This is a genomic window from Campylobacter concisus (assembly GCF_002912895.1).
GTDB classification, from domain to species: domain Bacteria; phylum Campylobacterota; class Campylobacteria; order Campylobacterales; family Campylobacteraceae; genus Campylobacter_A; species Campylobacter_A concisus_G.
The window spans coordinates 54,862-73,133 of sequence record NZ_POZX01000070.1 but is presented as its reverse complement, the minus strand read 5'-3'; the positions used below and the strand labels follow the sequence as shown (position 1 = coordinate 73,133).

Annotated in this window: 14 protein-coding genes, 9 tRNA genes, 1 other RNA gene and 1 pseudogene; 13 read left to right on the top strand and 12 right to left on the bottom strand. The window is 37.7% G+C overall.

The features are described from left to right. Positions 1 to 426: 426 nt before the first annotated feature. The 12 genes and pseudogenes from CYP51_RS08895 (at position 427) to CYP51_RS08840 (ending at position 14,013) form a co-directional block, all read left to right on the top strand. Complete coding sequence (locus CYP51_RS08895; RefSeq protein WP_103625154.1) at positions 427 to 1,827, top strand: aspartate ammonia-lyase; 1,401 nt, start codon at positions 427 to 429, stop codon at positions 1,825 to 1,827. A 91-nt stretch (positions 1,828 to 1,918) separates the two neighbouring features. After that, the gene (locus tag CYP51_RS08890) at positions 1,919 to 3,406 is read left to right on the top strand and encodes an anaerobic C4-dicarboxylate transporter (protein ID WP_054196953.1); all 1,488 of its coding nucleotides are present in this window, start codon (positions 1,919 to 1,921) and stop codon (positions 3,404 to 3,406) included. A gap of 294 nt (positions 3,407 to 3,700) precedes the next feature. Then, positions 3,701 to 5,975, top strand: a pseudogene (gene phsA, locus CYP51_RS10310) (thiosulfate reductase PhsA). A gap of 9 nt (positions 5,976 to 5,984) precedes the next feature. Continuing rightward, positions 5,985 to 6,548: a 4Fe-4S dicluster domain-containing protein gene (locus CYP51_RS08880; RefSeq protein ID WP_009294242.1), complete on the top strand. Its 564-nt coding sequence runs from the start codon at positions 5,985 to 5,987 to the stop codon at positions 6,546 to 6,548. Further along, positions 6,541 to 7,476 carry an NrfD/PsrC family molybdoenzyme membrane anchor subunit gene (nrfD, locus tag CYP51_RS08875; RefSeq protein ID WP_103585708.1) on the top strand — a complete coding sequence of 312 codons (936 nt, stop codon included), beginning with the start codon at positions 6,541 to 6,543 and terminating at the stop codon, positions 7,474 to 7,476. Before CYP51_RS08880 ends, nrfD begins: the two co-directional genes overlap by 8 nt. Positions 7,477 to 7,566: 90 nt before the next feature. After that, positions 7,567 to 8,235: a response regulator transcription factor gene (locus tag CYP51_RS08870; protein ID WP_009294240.1), complete on the top strand. Its 669-nt coding sequence runs from the start codon at positions 7,567 to 7,569 to the stop codon at positions 8,233 to 8,235. After that, a complete protein-coding gene (locus CYP51_RS08865; RefSeq protein WP_103625153.1) occupies positions 8,219 to 9,325 on the top strand; it encodes a sensor histidine kinase in 1,107 nt (368 codons plus the stop codon). The genes CYP51_RS08870 and CYP51_RS08865 overlap by 17 nt, the downstream gene beginning before the upstream one ends. A 49-nt stretch (positions 9,326 to 9,374) precedes the next feature. Beyond that, positions 9,375 to 10,385 (top strand): Holliday junction branch migration DNA helicase RuvB, encoded by a 1,011-nt coding sequence (gene ruvB / locus CYP51_RS08860; protein WP_103625152.1) that lies wholly within the window; start codon positions 9,375 to 9,377, stop codon positions 10,383 to 10,385. A gap of 23 nt (positions 10,386 to 10,408) precedes the next feature. Continuing rightward, a complete protein-coding gene (locus tag CYP51_RS08855; RefSeq protein WP_180997758.1) occupies positions 10,409 to 11,566 on the top strand; it encodes a cytochrome C in 1,158 nt (385 codons plus the stop codon). Between the two features lie 140 nt (positions 11,567 to 11,706). Further along, a complete protein-coding gene (locus CYP51_RS08850; RefSeq protein ID WP_103625151.1) occupies positions 11,707 to 12,747 on the top strand; it encodes an AI-2E family transporter in 1,041 nt (346 codons plus the stop codon). A gap of 14 nt (positions 12,748 to 12,761) precedes the next feature. Further along, positions 12,762 to 13,133, top strand: a complete 372-nt coding sequence (locus CYP51_RS08845) for an HIT family protein (protein ID WP_103625150.1) — start codon at positions 12,762 to 12,764, stop codon at positions 13,131 to 13,133. Next, positions 13,126 to 14,013, top strand: a complete 888-nt coding sequence (locus tag CYP51_RS08840) for a cache domain-containing protein (protein WP_103625149.1) — start codon at positions 13,126 to 13,128, stop codon at positions 14,011 to 14,013. Before CYP51_RS08845 ends, CYP51_RS08840 begins: the two co-directional genes overlap by 8 nt. 49 nt (positions 14,014 to 14,062) lie before the next feature. Here the strand turns inward: CYP51_RS08840 and ssrA are convergent. Then, positions 14,063 to 14,421, bottom strand: a transfer-messenger RNA (tmRNA) gene (gene ssrA / locus CYP51_RS08835). Positions 14,422 to 14,446: 25 nt separating this feature from the next. Further along, the gene (locus CYP51_RS08830) at positions 14,447 to 14,851 is read right to left on the bottom strand and encodes a histidine phosphotransferase (RefSeq protein WP_035167557.1); all 405 of its coding nucleotides are present in this window, start codon (positions 14,849 to 14,851) and stop codon (positions 14,447 to 14,449) included. Between the two features lie 85 nt (positions 14,852 to 14,936). On the opposite strand from CYP51_RS08830, the gene panB reads away from it, so the two are divergent. Next, on the top strand, positions 14,937 to 15,746 hold the full coding sequence (panB, locus tag CYP51_RS08825; RefSeq protein ID WP_103625148.1) for a 3-methyl-2-oxobutanoate hydroxymethyltransferase: 810 nt from the start codon (positions 14,937 to 14,939) through the stop codon (positions 15,744 to 15,746). 47 nt (positions 15,747 to 15,793) lie between these two features. Here panB and CYP51_RS08820 read toward each other — a convergent pair whose 3' ends face one another. The 10 genes from CYP51_RS08820 to CYP51_RS08775 all read right to left on the bottom strand — a co-directional run bounded on the left by CYP51_RS08820 (position 15,794) and on the right by CYP51_RS08775 (position 17,998). Further along, complete coding sequence (locus tag CYP51_RS08820) at positions 15,794 to 16,813, bottom strand: bifunctional 3,4-dihydroxy-2-butanone 4-phosphate synthase/GTP cyclohydrolase II (protein WP_103625147.1); 1,020 nt, start codon at positions 16,811 to 16,813, stop codon at positions 15,794 to 15,796. Between the two features lie 265 nt (positions 16,814 to 17,078). After that, a tRNA-Asp gene (locus tag CYP51_RS08815) sits at positions 17,079 to 17,155 on the bottom strand. An 8-nt stretch (positions 17,156 to 17,163) separates the two neighbouring features. Continuing rightward, positions 17,164 to 17,239 (bottom strand) — tRNA-Val (locus tag CYP51_RS08810). Positions 17,240 to 17,256: 17 nt separating this feature from the next. Continuing rightward, positions 17,257 to 17,332: transfer RNA gene (locus CYP51_RS08805), tRNA-Glu, on the bottom strand. A 13-nt stretch (positions 17,333 to 17,345) separates the two neighbouring features. Then, positions 17,346 to 17,421: transfer RNA gene (locus tag CYP51_RS08800), tRNA-Lys, on the bottom strand. A gap of 138 nt (positions 17,422 to 17,559) precedes the next feature. Next, positions 17,560 to 17,644, bottom strand: a tRNA-Leu gene (locus CYP51_RS08795). Positions 17,645 to 17,659: 15 nt separating this feature from the next. Further along, positions 17,660 to 17,736 (bottom strand) — tRNA-Arg (locus CYP51_RS08790). Between the two features lie 15 nt (positions 17,737 to 17,751). Then, positions 17,752 to 17,828 (bottom strand) — tRNA-Arg (locus CYP51_RS08785). Positions 17,829 to 17,834: 6 nt separating this feature from the next. Continuing rightward, positions 17,835 to 17,911 (bottom strand) — tRNA-His (locus tag CYP51_RS08780). Positions 17,912 to 17,920: 9 nt separating this feature from the next. Continuing rightward, positions 17,921 to 17,998, bottom strand: a tRNA-Pro gene (locus tag CYP51_RS08775). Between the last annotated feature and the right edge of the window lie 274 nt (positions 17,999 to 18,272).

Sequence of the window (18,272 nt, the reverse complement as noted above, 5' to 3'; positions counted from 1 at the left end):
ATTCAATAGTATTTAAAGTTTATTTGACGAATTTTTATGCTTTTTAAGGGTTAAATTTTGCATTTAAAATGATAGTATGCAAAGCCCATTTTTTTCTCCACTATCATTTTAAATGCAAGATACTGTCATTTTAAATGCGCGCCGATAAATTTTTCTATATATTTACCTTTTAAGCTTAAAAATTTAAATAAATTTGAGCTAATTATGAGCTTTTTATATAATGAAAAAGTGATATTATTATTAAAATAACAATTTATCTAAGCTATATTATTAAATATAGCTTAAAAGCTACTATAAATTTTTCTCCAAAAGTCGTTTTATCTAGGTTAAAAGTCAAAGCTTAAAAAAATAAAGTAGTAATTAATATTTAAAATATTAAATATCTATATAATTTCATTAATACATTTTTTTATAAGGAGAATGGTTATGGCAACCAGAAAAGAACACGATTTTATAGGTGAGTTGGAAATCTCTGACGATTTTTATTATGGTATCCAAACATTTAGAGCTACCGAAAATTTTCACATGAGCGGTAGAACATTAAAAGAGTATCCATACTTTGTAAAAGCATTTGCACAAATCAAAAAAGCAGCTGCACTTGCAAATAAAGAGGTTGGCGTTTTAGATCCTAAGATTGCTGATACACTAGCAAAGGCCGCTGATAGAGTAATAGCAGGTGAGTTTTTAGATCAATTTGTGGTTGATATGGTTCAAGGTGGTGCTGGAACTAGTACAAACATGAATGCAAATGAGGTTATTACAAACATCGCACTTGAGAGTATGGGTCATAAAAAAGGCGAGTATCAATACATCCATCCAAACGATCATACAAACCTTGGACAAAGCACAAATGACACTTACCCAAGCTCAATAAAAGTAGCAACTTACGCAAAACTTACTGATTTGCTTGCTGCAATGAATCTACTAAAAGATGAGCTTGATAAAAAAGCAAAAGATTTTAAAGATATCATTAAAATGGGTAGAACTGAGCTTGAGGATGCAGTTCCTACAACGCTTGGTAATACATTTAATGCATTTGCAAGCTACATTAAAAGCGATATCGAAAAGATTACAGCTGCGCGTGAGTCAATGACATATCTAAATATGGGTGCAACTGCGATTGGTACAGGTATTAACTGCCACCCTGATTATAAAAATGTAGTTGTTAAAAAGTTAAAAGATATCACTGGTGTTGATTTCAAAAAAGCTGATGATTTCATCGCAGCTACACAAGATACAGCAGACTTCGTTCACGTTAGTGGCGCACTAAAAACTGCTGCCGTCCGCCTAAGCAAGATCGCAAACGACCTTCGTTTGATGAACTCAGGTCCAAGATGCGGCCTTGGCGAGATAAATTTACCGCAAATGCAACCAGGTAGTTCAATCATGCCAGGCAAAGTAAACCCAGTTATCGCTGAGGTTGTAGGTGAAGCGTGCTATGAAGTAATCGGCAATGACGTAACTATTATGCTTTGCAGTGAGAGAGGCGAATTTGAGCTAAATGCATTTGAGCCAGGCATCGCTTATGCGCTATTTAACTCTATCTTTATCCTTGAAAACGCGATGAAAACCCTAGCTGAAAAAGCTATCAGAAAACTAACCGCAAACCCTGAAGCGTGCCTAAAATCAGTACTCGGCTCAGTCGGTATCGTAACTGCTTTTAACCCATACATCGGTTACGAAAAATCTGCAAGTATTGCTAAAGAAGCTTTGCAAACAGGTAAAGCAGTTGGCGATATCTGCCTAGAGAGAGGTTATCTAAGCAAAGAAGAGATCGATAAAATTTTAGAGCCAAAAAATATGCTAAATCCAAGCATGGTTAGGTAGAAATTTAAGCAAAGTATTATTAAAAGCGTGTCAAAATTCTGGCACGCTTAAGTAAAAATTTTAGTTATAAAATTTAATAGAGGAGTTTTCAATGGATATTTCATTGATATTACAGTTGATCGTGCTCTTTGGCGCGATATTTTTGGGTGTTAGACTAGGCGGTATGGCTATTGGTTATGCTGGTGGCATCGGCGTCGTAGTTTTAACTTTAGGACTTGGATTAAAAGCAGGCAGTATACCTTGGGATGTTATTTTAATCATTATGTCCGTTATAGCTGCTATTACAGCGATGCAAGTAGCTGGTGGCCTTGATTATTTGGTGCAAATAGCCGAAGGGATACTAAGAAAACATCCAAAATACATAAATTTCTTAGCCCCAGTTGTCACTTATCTGCTAACTGTATTTGCCGGTACTGGACACACAGCATTTTCTATGATTCCAGTTATTACTGAAGTTGCAAAGACACAAAATATTAAGCCTAGCGCGCCTCTTAGTATAGCTGTTGTTGCTAGTCAGATAGCTATTACAGCAAGCCCAGTTTCAGCAGCGGTTGTCTTTATGGCTGGTGAGCATGCTTTGGGCGGACTTGGCATTAGCTATCCATTGCTATTAGCTATCTGGATACCTACAACTTTTATTGGTTGTATGCTAACGGCTCTTGTTATTAATATATTTTATAATCTTGATTTAAGTAGCGATAAAGAGTATCAAAGAAGACTTAAAGAAGGGCTAATCAAAGATGTTAAAATCGAAGAGAAAAAAGAGCTTCCAAAAGGAGCTAAACTATCTGTTTTAATATTCTTAGTTGGTGTTATCTCTGTCGTTTTATATGCTACTGCTATTAGTAAAAACGTAGGCTGGATAAAACCAAGCTATGTAACAGGCTATGAAAAAATTTATGAGACCAAAAGTCCAGATAAATTTAATGAACTTGTCGCAAAAGATATAAAAGTCAAAACTGACTCAACTACTAATGTAAAATATGTAGAAGATCCAGATAAACCTACAAAGGTGTTGGTATTAACTAGAGATAATGCTATTATGAGCTTTATGCTAGTTATCGCTACTTTAATCACACTAACTTGTGGTGTCAAGGTCGATAAGCTATTTAATACAGCTACATTTAAAAGTGGTATGACTGCGTGCGTCTGCGTGTTAGGTGTAGCGTGGCTTGGAGATACTTTCGTGGTAAATCACACCGATGCGATCAAAAATTTTGCCGGCGATTTTGTTAAAGACTATCCATTTATGCTTGCTGTTGCGCTATTTTTTGCTAGTATGCTTCTTTATTCTCAAGCTGCTACCGCAAAGGCACTTATTCCTACAGTTATAGCCGCACTTGGTTTAACTGCTGCAAATAACGGTGACGCATATATTTTAGTTGCATCATTTGCTGCAGTTTCAGCATTGTTTGTGTTGCCAACATATCCGACACTACTTGGAGCCGTTCAAATGGATGATACTGGAACAACTAGGATAGGTAAATATATATTTAACCACTCCTTTTTTATTCCAGGCGTTTTAGCTATTGCTTTTTCTGTCGCACTTGGATTTTTGATAGCTCCGATACTTTTATAAGTATTTTAAATCAAACTTAAGCCGAGATCTCTCTCGGCTTTTTAAATCTCTTGAAAATTTTTTAATTTCTATTCAAAATCCTTAATCAAAATTTTATATTTAAATTTTTTATAAGATTACCTTAAAAATTATATTAATTAAATTTATCATTTTTAGAATTTTACTCATTTTGATATTCGAATACTCATTTTTTAAAACTAAAAATCTAAATATAAATATTAAGTAGAATTTAATTTTATTTTCAACTTTAAATACTAGAATAACTAAAGGCAAATATCTTTTAAAGGGAGAAAGATGAGCTTAAATAGACGAGAATTTTTAAAATTCGGTGCTGGAGTTAGTATGGTTGCATCGTCCTTACCGGGTGGTGCTTTAGAAAATGCTGCAAAGCAAGATGAGAAGTACATCCGTAGCTTTTGCGAGATGTGCTCTTCAAGATGCCCTATCGAAGCAAAGGTCGTTGATAATAAAATTTGCTTCTTAAGCGGTAATCCAAAAGCTGGTGGTACGGCGACTTCGCTTTGTGCAAGAGGTGGTTCTGGTTTTAGCCAGCTTTATGACGAAAATAGAGTCAAAAAGCCTTTGATCAGGGTTGGCGAGAGAGGCGAAAATAAATGGCGTGAGGCCAGCTGGGACGAGGCGCTTGATCTAGTTGCTTCAAAAATGCTTGAGATCAAGCAAAAGTATGGCCCTGAAAGTTTTGTCTTTACCTGTAAAAGCTCGCAAACACACAAGCTAATGGTAAATTTTGCCTCAGCTTACGGCTCGCCAAACTGCTTTTCACACTTTTCATGCTGTCCGATCACATATCAAATGGTCTGCGAGCAGATGTATTGGAATAGCTAAGCTAAAAAGAGACTTTGCAAACGCAAAATATATTGTAAATTTTGGTCACAATCTTTTTGAAGGCATAGTTATAGCCGATGCTAAAAAGCTTGCTAAATTTGCAGCTAAAAAAGATACAAAACTACTTGTGCTTGAGCCAAGATTTAGCGTGGTGGCTTCAAAGGCTGATGAGTGGCTGCCAGTTAGACCTGGCACTGACCTAGCTTTTGTACTGGCTATCATAAATACATGGATATAAAATGGCACTTATGATAAAGAATTTATAGAAAAATTTACAATTGGCTTTGATGAGATCGTTAAAAGCGTAGAGGGCAAAACGCCTGAATGGCAAGAGGCGATCACTGGCATAAAAGCAAGTGACGTTAGACGCATCGCTGATGAAATTTATAAAGCTGCTCCAAGAGTTATTTTTGATTTTGGGCATAAGACAACCACCACAAAAGCTGAATACATGAGGACAAAAGCCATCATGGTGGCAAATGCGATGATGGGCAACTGGGAGGTTAAAGGCGGTCTTTTTGGTGGTAAAAATGCAAAAACCTTTAACAAGCTAGTTAGTGAGGATAAATTTCCAGTTCTTAAAAATCCAGATGAGAAATTTAAAGTACCAAAAGTCACTAGACTAGACTTCGCTGGCGAGACTGGTAGGCATAAATTTGTAAGCAGAAAACATGGCGTTTTGATGGATATAAATGATGCTATCTTAAATGAAAAGCCTTACGCCATAAAAGGCTGGTTTAATATCCGCTTTAATCACCTAATAAATGTTGCTGAGACGATGAAGAGCATAGAGGCGATGAAGAAGCTTGATTTTATCGTGGTAAGCGATGTTTATCTAAACGATATGGCGACATTCGCTGATGTCATCTTGCCTGAGAGTAGCTACCTTGAGCGCGACGAGGGCATAGAGGATAAGTCAGGTCTAAAGCCAGCTTATATGATAAGAAATAAGGTTATTGATCCAGTTGGCGACACAAAAGATGGGGCGTTTATCTTTAGAGAGCTAGCACGCCGCATGAAGATAGATGAGCTTTACACTTGGAACGACATACGTGAGTTTAGGATGCAGCAAGCTGGTGGAGATGTAAATTTACTTGCTACGCTGGAAAAAGATGGTTTTATCACGTGGGATGAGCCGGGAATTTTGTTTAGAGAAAAAGGCATGATCGATAAATTTGTCGCTAAATATCCAGTCGCTACTAAATTTGTAGGCGAAAATGGACTAATGGATGATATGGCTAAGCTTAAAACAAAAAGCGGCAAGATAGAGCTATTTTTGCCTGATGTCGAAGCGCAGTTTGCAGGATATGGCGCGCTAAATGACAAAGATATGGACACATTTGACGGACATGATCTTTGTCTAACTTGTGGCAAAACGCCTATTCATACCAATGGACATACTCAGGCGGTGCCGTCGCTTCATGATCTTATGAGTGATAGCCCTATCTGGATAAATCCAAAAACAGCTAAACGTAAAAATTTACGTGATGGCGATATGGTTGTGGTGAAAAATAAATTTGGCGAGCAAAAGGGCAAGCTCATGGTGACCGAGGGCATTAGGGAAGATACACTCTTTATATATCACGGCTTTGGACACATCACCCCAGCTCTTAAGAGTATAGATCACGTGGGGCTAAATACAAGCGTGCTTCTTAATCCGGCCGAAGGGCCAGTAGCTGCGACTATGGTTACAAATGTTGGCGTTAGCATAAGTAAAGCGTAAGGATAGAAAATGAAAAAATATATGATGATACATGATGAAAATTTATGCATCGGCTGTCAAGGCTGCTCGGTAGCTTGCAGAAGTGCAAACAATGTGCCAAGGGGACTTTACCGCTTACAGGTGCATGCAAAGATGAGTGGGACATTTCCAAATTTAAAGACTGACTTTTTACGTCAAAGCTGCGTTATGTGCGAAGATGCACCTTGTGTTGAGGTTTGTCCAACTGGAGCTAGCTTTAAAACGGCTGATGGCGTAACGCTGCTTGATCATAGAATTTGTGTTAGTTGCAAATACTGCATCCTGGCCTGTCCATATGACGCTCGCTACGTCTTGCCGGACGGCGAGATAGGCAAATGCACATTTTGCTATGAGAGCAGGCTAGAAGAGGGCAAAGATCCAGCTTGTGTTAGCGTCTGCCCTACAAATGCCCTAACTTTTGGCGACGTAAATGATGAGAACTCTAAAATTTCAAAGAAACTAAAAGAGAGCAAATATTACTTGCCAAAAGCGGAGTTAAACACAAAACCTTCACTTGCGATGATCGCAAATACAAAAGGAGCACACCATGAATAACATGTCAGGAAGCCTAGCTCAATACACAGAAATTTACTGGGGCTGGCCGATAGCTTTTTATCTATTTTTAGCAGGACTTAGCGCAGGTGCTAGCATCGTTGCTGTGCTTATCTCAAATAAATTTGGCAAGGATAACTACTACTTTAAAGCAGCCGCCCTTATCGCTCCAGTGGCGATCATCCTTGGACTTGCGCTTTTGGTGCTTGATCTTGGTAAGCCGCTTAGCTTTTACTGGATACTCTTGCTTTACAACTTTGACTCAGTTATGTCAATAGGCGTTGCGCTGCTTCTAGTTTATACGCCTCTTAGCGTTATATACGCGATTGGTGCGTTTAAAAATGAGATAGCAATGCTTAAAATTTCTCTTTTTGACGCGCTTGCAAATTTAGCTAGCAAGCTTTCAGGTTTGCTTGGAGTTTTACTTTTCATCCTTGGCATCGGCGTTGGCGCATATACGGGCTTTTTGCTAAGTGCAGCTCACAAGATCGCACTTTGGAACACGCCAGTTTTGCCACTGTTATTCTTAGTTTCTGGCTTAAGCTGTGCTGGTGCTTTTACGCTGCTTCTTGGCGTGCTAAAAGATGAAAAGAGAGCGCAAAACCAAACTGCACACTTTTTATTAAAATTTGACTTTTTAGCGATAATAGTCGAGTTTTTACTAATAGTCGCTCTTTTCATGGTTGTAAAAGGTGCAAGCGCAAGTGGCGCGCAGAGCGTAGCAAACGCACTTAGCGCAAATTCTCTTGGACTGATGTTTTATATCGGTGTCATAGGCCTTGGTATGGCTGTGCCTATCATTTTAGACTTAAGCGTTTTAAAGGTGCATGATTTCAAACGCGAATTTGCCGTACTAAACGCTATTTTAGTCATTTGCGGTGTCTTTTTGCTAAGATATTACATAGTCTATGCAGGACAAATTTTTATTTAATACTTAAAAAAGAATTTTAATTTGAAATTTACCTATTAAGTATTACAATAGATAAAAATCTTATTAAAGTTTGTTTTTTAGGAGAGCATTTTGAAGATTTTGCTTTTAGAAGATGATTTGGGGTTTCAAGAGAGCGTCTGTGAGTTTTTGCAGACGCTTGGTTATGAAGTTACAGCGGTGAGCGACGGTCAAGAGGCTTGCGACTTGATAGAGAAAAATTTCTATCACCTTTTTATACTTGACATAAAAGTGCCTGGAGTAAATGGTCACGAGGTCATCAAGTATATAAGAAGTCTAAATCCAAACGCTCCTATCATGATAACGACATCTTTAGTTGATATAGATGATATGGCGATTGGCTATGAGCTTGGCTGTAATGAGTATCTAAAAAAGCCATTTGAGCTAGCTGAGCTTAAATTTAGAGTAGCTGAGCTTATGAGAAAATACTATGGTACTGACGATAAGAACATAGTTAAGATAAATGACGAGTTTAGCTTCAACCTAAATAAACGTGTGCTACTTAAAGATGGCAAGATGGTTGATCTTAGCGCAAAAGAGGTCGCTTTGGTCGAGTGTTTGGTCTCACATCTAAATTCTTACGTCAGCATGGAGGAGCTTAGAGATCTTGTCTGGAACGACAAAGAGATCGAGGGCGCTGATATAAGGATGCACGTTTTAAAGATAAGAAACAAGACAAACAATAACTTTATCATCTCAAAGAGGCGCATAGGCTACAAGATAGATGCACAAGAGCTTTAAGATCCAGATCATAGCGACATTTGTCATAATGTCGCTCTTTTGCTTTCAAAGCTTTGTGATCTTAAATTTAAGTCAGAAAAATAGTAGCTCAAAGGCTCTCTTTGGCGCTATGAAGCATGAAACCATCATTAAAAATGCATTTCTCAAAAACGAAAATATAGCTAGCTCATTAAAGTATAAATTTGCAATTTACGACGTAAATTTTAAACCAGTCATCTCAACGCTTAGCAAAGAGCCAAGTAGCTTTAAATTTGTAACGCTAGAAGAGGGCGGATATCTTTTTTACAAGAGTTTTTTTATAAAAGATAAGACCCCTTACTACATCGTCGTAGAAAAGGAGCTTGATAATAAAAAGAACATCTTTTTAACAGCCATCATGCTGCTTGTCATCCTTGTGGCGGTGCTTTTTATCGTCTATTTTTTATATCTAAGCAGTGTTAAGCCTTATAAAGATTTTCAAAAGTATATGAACAACTTCTTTAATGACGCCATGCACGAGCTAAAGACCCCGCTTGGCGTAGCTGGCATGAACCTTGAGATGCTTGGACTTGAAAACAAGTATATAACACGCATCAAAAATGCTCTAAAACAGATGCAAATAACCTACGAAGATGTTGAGTACTTCATAAAGCGAGGCTACATCAAATTTCCACTTGAGAGGCTAAATTTAGGCGAATACGTTAAAGAGCGAGTGAAATTTCTCTCAAGCGTAGCTGATGTCAAGCACATCGTGGTAAAGACAAATTTAGCAAGCGAGGCATTTACTATGCTAAGCAAGGTCGAAGCTCAGCGCATCATTGATAACACCATCACAAACGCCATAAAATACAGCCCAAAAGAGAGCGAGATAATAGTAAATTTAGAGTTTGAAGATGAGCGCATAAAGCTTAGCGTGCAGGACTTTGGCAAGGGGATAAAGGACGTTAAAAAGGTTTGGAAAAGATACGTCAGAGAGGATGAAATCCAAGGCGGCTTCGGTCTTGGGCTAAATATCGTCAGTGAAATTTGCCAAAAACATGAAATTTCATACGGTGTTGATAGCGTATACGGCGAGGGCAGCACCTTTTACTATAAATTTAAACGAGCTTAGATTAAGCATAAAAGCGTAAAATGAAGCCTTAAATTTAGAAGGAAAAACTTTGGATAGAATCGTTGAAATCGAAAAAGTAAGCTTTGAAAATGACTTTGAAGTCTCGCTTAGACCGACAAAATTTGAAGACTACATCGGCCAAGAAAAGATCAAGCAAAATTTAGATGTCTTTATAAAAGCAGCCAAAAAGCGAAACGAGTGCCTAGATCACGTGCTTTTTTACGGTCCTCCAGGACTTGGTAAAACCACCCTTGCTCACATCATAGCAAACGAAATGGGCGTAAGTATCAAAATGACTGCGGCCCCAATGATAGAAAAGAGTGGAGATCTAGCCGCGATCCTTACAAATTTACAAGAGGGCGACGTGCTTTTTATCGACGAGATCCACCGCCTAAGCCCAGCCATTGAAGAGGTGCTCTATCCTGCGATGGAGGACTTTAGGCTTGATATTATAATTGGCTCAGGACCGGCTGCCCAGACCATCAAGATAGACTTGCCAAAATTTACGCTGATCGGTGCAACTACGCGTGCTGGCATGATCTCAGCGCCTTTAAGAGATCGCTTTGGTATGGACTTTAGGCTGCAGTTTTATACAAGCAGCGAGCTAAGCCGTATCGTGCAGATCGCTTCAGCCAAGCTTGGCAAAGAGTGCGACAAAAACGCCTCTTTAGAGATCGCCAAACGCTCACGTGCTACGCCTAGGATCGCTCTTAGGCTACTAAAGCGTATCCGCGACTTTGCTGAGGTAAATGATGAGCGAATCATCAGTCATGAGCGTGCAAAAGAGGGGCTTAATGCACTTGGTGTAAATTCGCTTGGATTTGACGAGATGGATATTAGGTATTTAGAAATTTTAATGCAAGCAAGGCGCCGTCCTATGGGGCTTAGCACGATCGCTGCGGCACTTAGCGAGGACGAGGGCACGGTTGAGGACGTCATCGAGCCATATCTGCTTGCAAATGGCTTTATCGAGCGCACCGCAAAGGGTAGGATTGCGAGTGCGAAATGTTTTGAGACCTTTAACGTCAAGATTGATATCGAAAAAGGGCTTTTTGAGTAGAGAAATTTAAATTTGGAGCAAAAATGGGCGAGCCACATCTTTGTCCTAAGTGCGAGCAAAGGACGATTTACTTTGACGGGATCTGCTACTGGTGCAGGCAAAAAGAGAAGCTGGAGTTTTATGAAGCCTTAAGCGAGGACGAGATCAAAAAGAGGCAGAAAAATATCCTTGCGCACATTGACGAGCTAGATAAATTTGATGAAATTTACAGCGACCTCACATATATTTTTTATCTGCATGGTATTTGCGATGAGCAGATCATCGAAGAATTGACAAAAAAAGGTGAGTACTACCCACCTGAAATTTACAAAAAGGCTTCAACAAAGATCAGAGATGAGCTTATAAAGAGGCTTTCAAGCGAAGAAAATATAGTTAAGCTAAATCACATCCTCTCGGCACTTGCCTGGCAGGGCGATGAGGTGGTAAGGGAGCTATTTTTTAAGCTTTATGGTGCGCCAAAGCCTTGGAAGACGAAGCTTTATGCCGATACTGATGGGTACTCGCAGACTGCTGGCTGGAGCTTTGATAGCAGTGGCAAGAGAAGAAGCCTTGTTTTTGATAGGTGTTTTACCTGCGAGCCAAGTAAAAACGCAGATGCAGGTGTTAAATTTAAAGCATTAAGCGATGAAAAGTGTAAATTTTGTTGCGGCGAGATGTTAGAGCTCACCATCAAAAAAGAGAGTCTAAAGCGACTTGGGTTAGAGCTTAAAAACGATGCTGTGCTTAGATTTTGCCCCACATGCGTGGGCTTGGTGCAGTACTTTTGCCAAAATGACGGCAATAGCGTGCAAACAGAGATAGTGGGCGAGGGCGAGAGTGAGGACTATTTAAGAGATGCTGTGGCAACGCTCGATGGGCAAAAATTTGAGCTAGCTAGCGAGGTTTGCGCTCACTACTCGTATATGATAGATAGCGAAATTTTGCTTGGTGGATATCCGCAGTGGGAGCAAGATGCTGAGTATTTAAAATGTCCAAAATGTAGCAAAAGCATGAAATATCTAGCACAAATTCCTTTTGGTGCGTTGATAGATGGCGAGGGAACTATATATGTTCAAATCTGTGATGAGTGTGAGATCCATCGGAGCAAATTTTCAGTGCACATAGCTCTAAAAATAAGTGAGATCTTTGCTGTAAAACTAAAAAGAAATGAGCTTTATTTTTGTTGCTCAAATTTTAAATAACGGTGGCATGCTAAAAATGCCTAAAGCCTAGCCACACTTGCTAGCTTTGCAAGCTTGATGGCAAAGAGTTTAAGCAATTTGGGAAGCAAATGAGCAACTTTGATAAATTTGCTATAATAATCCCATTTTAAGGGAGCAAGATGAACAACAGACTATTTTTTGGAATTTTTGCATTTTGTGCTTTAGCTTTGGTGGTCTATCTTTTTAAACCATATTTGCTTGATATTTTTATCGCAGCGCTACTAGCGGTGGCCGTTTCTAACGTTCAGATCGCATTTTTATCGCTTACTAAAAACCGCAAAACACTCTCTTCTGCCCTTACAACATTTGTACTTTTGTGTCTATTTATAGCTCCACTTCTTTATGCAGTGATCGAGATCGCGAAGTATGCAGCTGGCTTTGATATAAACAACGTCACAAAGACTATTGAATTTATCAAAAATTATGATTTTAGCCTACCAGAATCGATAAATTTTTTAGAGCCAAAGATAAAAGAATTTATAGGCGGACTTGATATTAAAATGCTTTTTTCTCAACTTGCGACAAATCTTGCAAGTCTAGGTAAGTTAAGCCTTAAATTTGGCGTTGATATGATTATTATTTTGGTCTTTTTCTTCTTTTGCAATCTTTATGGCAATGAACTAATCAGCTATCTAAAATATGCACTTCCGCTAAAGCAAGATGATACAGAGTCTATTTTAAGCGAAGTTGGCAACGTGATGAGTGTGGTTTTTTATTCAACTATCGCAAATATGATAATCCAAGGCTTTTTATTTGCTATTGTCACAAGCTTTTACGGCTATGACGGCGTGCTAACTGGCATCTTTTTTAGCTTTGCTTCGCTTATCCCAGTTGTTGGCGGTATTTTGGCATGGGGGCCTATTAGCATTTATGAGTTTGCAAATGGCAACACAGCAGCAGCGATAACTATCGCAATTTATACGATCGTAGTGATCTCATTTGCAGCTGATACGCTTTTAAAACCACTTGTTATTAAATTTATAAACTCGAAGCTGGTTAAAATACCAACAAAAATAAATGAACTTCTTATATTCTTTGCGATGCTTGCAGGTATCACGACATTTGGGTTTTGGGGCGTGATCCTTGGACCAGCGATCGTAACATTTTTTATCTCGACTATCAAGCTTTATACGCTTTTAAGAGAGAGAAATTTTGTATAAAAATAGGAACAAATATGATCTATGAAGATAAATTTATAAAAATCGAGCGTGAAGACAATGAGCTTCCTTGGATAAAAATTTTTACCATTAAGCCATTTCGTGAGCTAAGCGATTGCGATGAAGCGAGTAGAGCCAGGCTATTTGAAGCGATGCTTATAAGTGAAAAGGCGATGCTTGAGTTTTATAAACCAACCAAAATAAACATTGCAAGCTTTGGAAACTACGTGCCACACGTGCATATTCATGTTATTGCTAGATTTAGTAATGATGCATTTTTTCCAGATAGTGTGTGGGCAACTGCTAAGAGAAAAAGCGAGCTTGTGTTGCCAGAATTTGATAAATTTGCAAAATTTTTAGAAGAAAAGTTAAGGGCTAGTTTTGAATAAATATAAAAAATATCTTAATTTCTATATCGTTTTTATCTTTATCATAGTGCTTGGAGGGCTTTTTTACTTTCTTTACAGCTCTTATATGACTGAAAAGATGCAAAATAATATGCGAGTCTTTTTTGATTACCAGGTAAAACAGCTTAATAAAAGCATAGATGATGAGAAATTTTCATCAATGGCGATCTCTATCTTGCTTGCTCAAAATGAATCCATACAAATGTGCTTGCTAGGGCAAAGCCGCGATGAATGTATAAAAAATATCGAAAATTTAACCAAAACCCTTGGCGCAGCATCGATGTATAACAACATTAAGCTTCACATTTATGATAAAGATCTAAAAAGCTATGTAAGGAGTTGGGATTTAAACAGATATGGCGATATGATCGCTAGTGGTAGGTTTTTAGTGCAAGAGTCAAGGCATCAAAACAAGCCCATGGTCGGCATCGAGGCGTGGTATGCTGGAACGCATATAAGGGCTGTCTCAAACGTAGTACGTGATGGTAAAATTATTGGCAACATCGAGGTTTTATTAAATTTTGACTCACTTGGAAATTATTTTAAAAAGCAAGGAATTGATCTATTTGTTCTTTTGGCAAAAGACAAGATGCCATCTCGTAAAAGCATTCCAAGTGATCAAATTTTAAATGATTATTACATCGAAAATTTAAGCAGTGCAAATTTAAACATAGTAGGTTTTTTGCGTGATATTAATTTTAAAGAATATGAATTTTACGTTTATAAAACACACTACTTTTGCGTGGTACCATTAATAGACGCTAGCAACACACAGATAGGCTATTATGTGCTTCATGTAAATACCAATGAAAAAGAGCGAAATATTTCACAAAATTATTTTGAATCAGAAGAACTCTTTTAGATTCTATTTATCTGATAAATTTTTGTATTTATAGTGTAAATAAAAAGAATGGTGGAAGCGAGGGGGATCGAACCCCTGTCCAAAAACAAAATACATACAGCCTCTACACGCTTAGCAAAAGTGAAAATTTCATCTAAAAAGGCTCACTTTCCAAAACCAAAATTTAGACTAAGACTAAAATTTCAGCTAGCAAGCAGTCACTTTGCGAGCCTACTCTAGCTAAATTACTTGCTTTTGTCCTAGCTAGAATTAGACTAAGCAAGGCTCAACTGAACTTACGCAGCTTTAGCGTAAGCAGGAGCGAAATTAACGTTGTTTGCGTTTAAATTTAATTTGAGCTTTTTACGCTTTGCTCAAAGCGACGTGCCACCGTATACACTCTGCTCCTGTCGAAGCCAAGTCGCTCCCAAAAATAAAATGGTTAGTGAATTATTTAGTTAAGTTTTGCAGGCACATCAATGATTTTTGGCTCAAGAACGCTAAAATATTCAAAATCGTTCTCGACATCATCTTTATATTTATTAAACTGATCGCTAATAAGTAGTAACCAATCTATAAATTTATCATTTGCTGGCCCTTTTAGACTTCTTGCCTCTTGAGTTATCTCTTCAGCTAAAGTTGTAAGCTTTAATATCGGATCAAGATGCATGAACCCTGCTGCTGATTTAATATTATGAAAAATCCTAGTAAGCTCTAAGATACTATCTTTATATTTATCAGCTCTTCCTAAATTTATTATCAAAGGCTCGAGTAAATCGCACATTAAAGCATAGTGAGATAAAAATTCTTCAACTATGTCATAAGAGTAATCTATTTCAAGCCTTTTTAATATACCCATTTTTATGTCCTTAAGAAATTGGCGTAATTGTAGCAAAAATTTGATAAAATTGTTAGCCTTTTAGCTAAAATCCTTGGAGCTTGCAATGAAAAATGAAAAAACTCAGAAGAAAAAACTAAGCATAAATGATATAAAAAATAAAAAAGGCATTGAGCCTATTGTAATGATAACTGCCTATGATGCGTTATTTGCTAAGCTTTTTGATGATTATGCTGATATTATTTTGGTTGGCGATAGCTTAAATATGAGTTTTAATATGCAAGAAAGCACGATAAGTGCGGACATGAATACCATGCTTTATCATACAAAGGCCGTTTGTAACGGAGCTAAAAATACTTTTATCATGGCTGATATGCCATTTGGCAGCTACACAAATGAAAAGCAAGCGATAAAAAATGCGATGAAATTTTTCAAACAGACAAATACCGATGCGGTAAAGCTCGAAGTTGGCATGCACCAAGTAAATTTAGTAAAGCGCCTTTGTGAAGAGGGCATAAACGTTATGGCTCACATTGGCTTAAAGCCTCAGTTTTATAAATTTGAAGGTGGATATAAGATAAAAGGCAGAAGCGAGATAGAGGCAAAAAGGCTAGTTGAAGAGGCTTTGGCATTTGAGCAAGCTGGAGCGTTTGGTATCTTGCTTGAAGGTACGATGAGTAGTGTGGCTAGCGAGATAACAAAGCAAGTTCATGTACCAGTTATTGGTATCGGATCTGGAGTAAACGTCGATGGACAAGTGCTTGTATGGTCTGATATGCTTGGGTTTTTTGAAGACTTTAAACCAAAATTTGTAAAACACTATCTTGATGGAGCGGATATTGTAAGAAAGAGCGTGCAATCCTACGCAAATGATGTAAAAGGCAAAATTTTCCCAAGTGAAGAATTTTGCTATTAGGATGATTAATATCCGCGTTAAATAAAAAGCGCCAAAAGGCTATCTATTTAAATTTCTTTATAGCCCTTTATATCAAGACCAAAACCTGCAAGGCTTACAAATTCTTTATTTTTATTTGAGCTTAAAAGCTCAATTTCGCTTATGCCAAAATACTTTAAAATTTGTGCCCCAATGCCATAATCTTTTTGTGAGCTTGCATCGCTTTTATTGCTGTCTAAAAATAGCAGCACTCCGCCATTTTTACTTAAAAAATCCAATGCCTTTAATAAATTATCAAATTTATCTCCACTTAAAAGCTCATGGTCTTTTCTTATTTTTTGAAATTTTACATTAGTTTGCGCTTTTATCTCTCCGAAAACATAGGCAACGTGATTTTTATTTTCGTGATCTTTTATGTCATATCTTTTTGCTTCAAAACCACAGATTTTTACATTCTTTGCGGGCGAAACCTCTATTAAGCTTTCGTGGCTAAGTCTGTATTCTACTAATTCAGAAACGCTTATCATATTTAGGTTAAATTTTTTACAAAATTCCTCCAAATAATCACGTCTTGCCATTGTGCCATCTTCTTTTACGATCTCGCAAATCGCTGCCATTGGACTAACGCCAGCGAGTTTGCAAAGATCAACTGATCCTTCAGTGTGACCTGTACGAACGAGGACACCACCTTTTTTTGCAATAAGCGGAAATATATGCCCAGGCCTTACAAAATTTTCAGGCACTGAATCAATACTAGCAGCAAGTCTAATCGTCATATCACGCTCATAAGCACTTACGCCTGTCGTCGCTTCCTTTGCGTCAATTGTGACAGTAAATGCGGTTTCGTGACTGGATGTATTTTTAGAAACCATTAGCGGCAAATCAAGTCTTTTTGCGTTTGCTTCATCCATCGCAAGACAAAGCACACCTTTTGCATGAGTGATTGCAAAATTTACCTTTTGCATATCGCTGCTTGCCGCTGAAAAGACCAAGTCTCCTTCATTCTCACGGTCCTCATCATCGACCATAATTACCATTTTGCCATTTTTTATATCTTCAATCGCTTTTAATACATTTTCAAATGCCATAAATTTCCCTTATTAATTTTTTACGATTATATTGATTTTTTGATAACTTAGAGATAAAAATATTAATTTTGATTTGTCTTGTATCAATTATTTAGAAATTTTAGAAAAGATTTATTTTTAAATATATGCGATTTAGTGGCGATAACTTAGGTTTTATTTTTCAATTTATTTTATATGTAAAATTTTAAAACATAAATTTTTAATAAAATACACTATTTTTAAGAATTTCAGCAATTAGGGAAAATAAAAGTCAAAGAATAAATGATGGCGCAGCGGACGGGGCTCGAACCCGCGACCTCCGCCGTGACAGGGCGGCATTCTAACCAACTGAACTACCGCTGCACCTAAAATGGTGGTCGCTATAAGACTCGAACTTATGACATCCACCTTGTAAGGGTGGCGCTCTACCAACTGAGCTAAGCGACCTAAAATTTAAAAATATGTGGCGACCCTTAGAGGATTTGAACCTCTGTTTCTACACAGAGAAAGTAGAGTCCTGAGCCACTAGACGAAAGGGTCATAAACCCAAAAATGGTGTCCTGCGTTGGATTCGAACCAACGGCCCCCTCATTAAAAGTGAGATGCTCTACCGACTGAGCTAGCAAGACATTTACTTAAAAAAGAATTGAGATTATACAAAAAACATTATTACATGTCAAGAAACAAGAAAAAGTATCCAGTGCTTTACAATAAAGGCTAACTTTAATTTTTAATAATATAAGTTTATCTCAAATTATAAAAAAGAATGGTGCGGATGAAAGGACTTGAACCTTCACGCCGTGGGGCACCAGATCCTAAGTCTGGCGTGTCTGCCAATTTCACCACATCCGCACAACAATAATAAAGTGGTACGCCCATCAGGATTCGAACCTGAGGCCTACGGCTTAGAAGGCCGTTGCTCTATCCAGCTGAGCTATGAGCGCATAAAGTATTTTAAGTGGCGCGCCCGATAGGAGTCGAACCCATAACCTACAGATCCGAAGTCTGTCGCTCTATCCAATTGAGCTACGAGCGCCCAAAATGGGGTGAGTGATGGGAATCGAACCCACGACCCTCAGGACCACAATCTGATGCTCTAACCGACTGAGCTACACTCACCATTTAACATGGTCGGGGTGAAAGGATTCGAACCTTCGGCCCTCTGGTCCCAAACCAGATGCGCTAACCAGACTGCGCTACACCCCGCCTGAGTCGTGTTTGTAAGTTTATGCCACTACCTCATTAAAAAGTCGTATTTTAACTTGTTTTTTTTATAAAGTCAATTAAAAAACACTTAAATTAATAGAAATTATATATAAAAAATAATTCAATCAAAAATATTAATTAATACTTCACCAAATACTTAATTTTTTATACAGGCCATATTTTTTGCTTCTCTATCTTATTGCCTAACCATAAAGTATGACCTTTATTTCACGGATTTTTAAGTAACTTAACACGAATATTTTACACTGATATT